The 3420-nt window shown below is 70.5% G+C and carries 4 protein-coding genes; 1 reads left to right on the top strand and 3 read right to left on the bottom strand.

The window, feature by feature from the left end; all coding sequences use genetic code 11:
* Positions 1–98 precede the first annotated feature (98 nt).
* Genes IAE41_RS22055 through ftsY form a run of 3 tightly spaced genes read right to left on the bottom strand, consistent with a single transcriptional unit; the run spans position 99 to position 2850 of the window.
* Positions 99–368: an oxidative damage protection protein gene (locus IAE41_RS22055; protein WP_200734572.1), complete on the bottom strand. Its 270-nt coding sequence runs from the start codon at positions 366–368 to the stop codon at positions 99–101.
* Between the two features lie 5 nt (positions 369–373).
* Positions 374–1498 (bottom strand): A/G-specific adenine glycosylase, encoded by a 1125-nt coding sequence (gene mutY / locus IAE41_RS22060; protein WP_200734573.1) that lies wholly within the window; start codon positions 1496–1498, stop codon positions 374–376.
* Between the two features lie 53 nt (positions 1499–1551).
* Entirely contained in the window at positions 1552–2850 is a 1299-nt protein-coding gene (ftsY, locus tag IAE41_RS22065; protein ID WP_200734574.1) for a signal recognition particle-docking protein FtsY, read from the bottom strand.
* 130 nt (positions 2851–2980) lie between these two features.
* Here ftsY and IAE41_RS22070 point away from each other — a divergent pair, with 130 nt between their 5' ends.
* On the top strand, positions 2981–3277 hold the full coding sequence (locus tag IAE41_RS22070) for a hypothetical protein (RefSeq protein WP_200734575.1): 297 nt from the start codon (positions 2981–2983) through the stop codon (positions 3275–3277).
* The last annotated feature ends 143 nt before the right edge of the window (positions 3278–3420 follow it).

Consider the following 3420-nt stretch of genomic DNA (forward strand, 5'->3'; position numbering starts at 1 on the left):
GCGCCCCCCCCCCCCCCGGCGCCCCCCCCCCCCGGGGGGGGGGGGGGGGGGGGGGGCGCCGGCCCCCCCCCCCCCCCCCCCCCCCCCCCGCTACCGGCTCAGGCTTCCGGGGTGAAGCCGGCCGGCTTTTCGGCGTCTTTCTCGAACAGGAACTTCACCAGCTCCGCTTCCAGCATCGCGCGGTGTTCGGGCTTGCGTGGCGACAGGCGGTTTTCGTTGATCAGCATGGTCTGGTGCGCCAGCCAGGCCGACCAGGCCTGCTTGCCGATGTGGTTGAACACGCGCTGGCCCAGGTCGCCGGGGTAGGGCACGAAGTCCAGGCCCTCGGCATCGCGTTGTTCGTACTGGCAGAAGACGGTTCGGGGCATGGCACTCACTCGTGGTTGCGGGGTTTCGTAGATCTGCGTTTCGGCGCCTTCACCGGCGTGCCGTCCAGCAGCTTGCGGATCGGCGCGGGCAGGCCCAGCGCCGGGAGTTCGTCAGCGGCGACCCAGCGCAGCGCGGGTTCGTCCACGCGCAGGCCGCGTACCTGCCGCGACAATACCTGCAGGTGCAGCCGATAGTGGCTGAAGGTGTGCTGCAGCACCGGCAGCTCGTCGGCATCTTCCAGCGAACCGTCGACGTGCGTGTCGAACCAGTCCTGCAGGTCGCTGCCGGCTTCGGCCTGCGGCAGGGTCCACAGCTGGGCCCAGATGCCGGTATCGGGCCGCTTCTGCAGCAGCACGCGCTGCTGCGGATCGCGCAGCAGCAGGGCCACCGCTTCGCGCTCGGGCAGGGTCTTGCCGGGTTTCGGCGTGGGCAGTTCGGCGGTGCGGCCTTCGCGGCGAGCCACGCAGTCTTCCTGCATCGGGCAGATCACGCAGGCCGGCCTGGCGCGGCTGCACACGGTCGCGCCCAGATCCATCTGTGCCTGGGTGTAGTCGGCCATGCGCCCGGCGGGTACCTGCGCCACATGTGCTTCGGCCAGCGCCCAGAGTTGCTTCTCGATGGCCGGCAGGCCGGGAAAGCCCTCGATGCCGTGGTAGCGGCTCAGCACGCGCTTGACGTTGCCATCGAGGATCGCGAACGGGTCGTTCCAGGCCTGGCTGAGGATGGCGCCCGCGGTGCTGCGGCCGATGCCGGGCAGGGCATGCAGCGCATCGAAATCGCGCGGCAGGTCGCCGTCGTGCAGTTCCACGCAGCGCTTGGCCGCAGTATGCAGATTGCGTGCACGGGCGTAGTAGCCCAGGCCGGCCCACTGCGCCATCACCTCGTCGTTGCTGGCGGCGGCCAGGTCGGGCAGGGTCGGGAAATGCTGCAGGAAGCGCTGGAAATACGGGATGACCGTGGCCACCTGGGTCTGCTGCAGCATGATCTCCGACAGCCAGACCCGGTAGGGACTGCGCGGGTGCTGCCAGGGCAGGTCGTGGCGGCCGTGGTCGTCGAACCAGTGCAGCAGGTGGGCGACGAAGTCGTCTGCGGGGGCGGTTCCGGCGCTGGCGTGCGGCTGGCGGGGCATCAATGTTCCGGGAGAGTGCAGTAGAGCCACGCCATGCGTGGCTGCACGGCGTATCAGGCGCCCAGCGCTTCAGGCAGCAGGGCGTCGACGAAGGCTTCCGGATCGAATACGCGCAGGTCTTCCGGGCGCTCGCCGATGCCGGCGAAGCGGATCGGAATGCCGAATTCGCGGGCCAGGGCGAAGACCACGCCGCCCTTGGCGGTGCCGTCCAGCTTGGTCACCACCAGGCCGGTCACCTTCACTGCGGCATTGAACTGGCGCAGCTGCGACAGCGCGTTCTGGCCCGTGGTGCCGTCGATCACCATCAGCACTTCGTGCGGCGCGGTTTCGTCGATCTTGCCGAGCACGCGGCGGATCTTGCCCAGCTCGTTCATCAGGCCGGACTGGGTATGCAGGCGGCCAGCGGTGTCGGCGATCAGCACCGCGGTGCCGCGCGCCTTGCCGGCCTGCAGCGCGTCGTAGGCCACCGAAGCGGCGTCGGCGTTCTGCCCCTGGGCGACCACGGCCACGCCGTTGCGCTCGCCCCAGGCCTGCAGCTGGGCCACGGCGGCGGCACGGAAGGTATCGCCGGCAGCCAGCATCAGGCTGTGGCCCTCATCCTTGAAGCGCTTGGCCAGCTTGCCGATGGTGGTGGTCTTGCCGACGCCGTTGACGCCGACGGTGAGCACCACGAAGGGCTTGGCGTTGCGATCGATCACCAGCGGCTTGGCCACCGGCTGCAGGATCGCGATCAGCTCGCTGCGCAGTGCGGCCAGCAGCGCATTGGCATCGACGAACTCGCGCGACTTCATGCGCTTGCGCAGGCCCTCGACCAGGTCGGTGGTGGCGCCCACGCCGACGTCGGCGGTGATCAGTGCGGTTTCCAGTTCGTCCAGCAGGTCGTCGTCGAGCTTGGGATTGCGCGAGAACAGGCCGCCGAAGCTGCGGGCGATGACGCTGTTGCGCAGGCGCTCGCGCCAGCCGGGCTTGCCGGCCGGGGCCGGGGCGGCATCGACCAGCACCGGCAGATCAGCGGCGGGCGCGGCCGGAGCCTCGGCCGGGGTCACCGGCGCCAGCGGTGCGAGCACAGCGGCGGCAGCCAGGGCCTCGGCCTCGAAATCCTCCGGGGCGATGACCCGTTCCTGGACCGGCGCTGCCGGTGCCGTGGCAACCGGCGGCTCGGGCGCTGCGACGGGCGCAGGCGCAGCGGCCTCGACGGTGGCCGGCGCGGCTACCGGTGCGGCGGATGCCTCCTCGACCGGAGCGGCAGACGGGAACGCCGCCGCCAGCTCATCAGCCGAGTAATGCTGGGTCTTGGGCGCGTCCGTCGTGGCGGCGTCCTGGGGCTTCTTGCGGCGGAAAAAACTGAGCATTGGCAAAAGGCGCTGAAATCAGAGGGATATGCTACCACTCGGGCCTGTCGGCCCGATGTGGACTCAAGGTTGCGCGTGCGGGGCCGTTAACCGGTCCGAGGGGCTGCGCAGGGCGGCCCGGAGACCGCCGATGAACGTGATGGAGACTGCGCTGTCCGGAATGCGTGCGGCCCAGCAGGGCGTGCAGGTTGCCCCACACAACGTGGCCAACGTCGCCACCCCGGATGCCCAGCGGCTGCAACTGCAGCGCAGTGCGGCCGGGCAGGGCGGGGTAGACACGACGGTCGTTGCTGCCGACCAAGACCCCACCGCGCCACTGGGTGACCTGCTGGCGGCCAAGGCTGAAGTGGTGGCGTTTGCGGCCAACGCCGCGGTGATACGCCGCCAGGACCAGATGCTGGGCTCGCTGCTGGATCGGGAAGCCTGAGAAGCCCGCCCTGGTAGGTGTCAACCTTGGTTGACACGCATCTGGACCGCCAACCAAGGTTGGCATCTACCTGAGCAGCGCCCGGTAGCGCCGGGCCCAGCCCCGCGCCCCCCGGCCGCTCCGGCCGGCAGGGGCAGCAGCGG

The organism is Stenotrophomonas sp. S39 (assembly GCF_016624665.1).
Lineage (GTDB): Bacteria > Pseudomonadota > Gammaproteobacteria > Xanthomonadales > Xanthomonadaceae > Stenotrophomonas.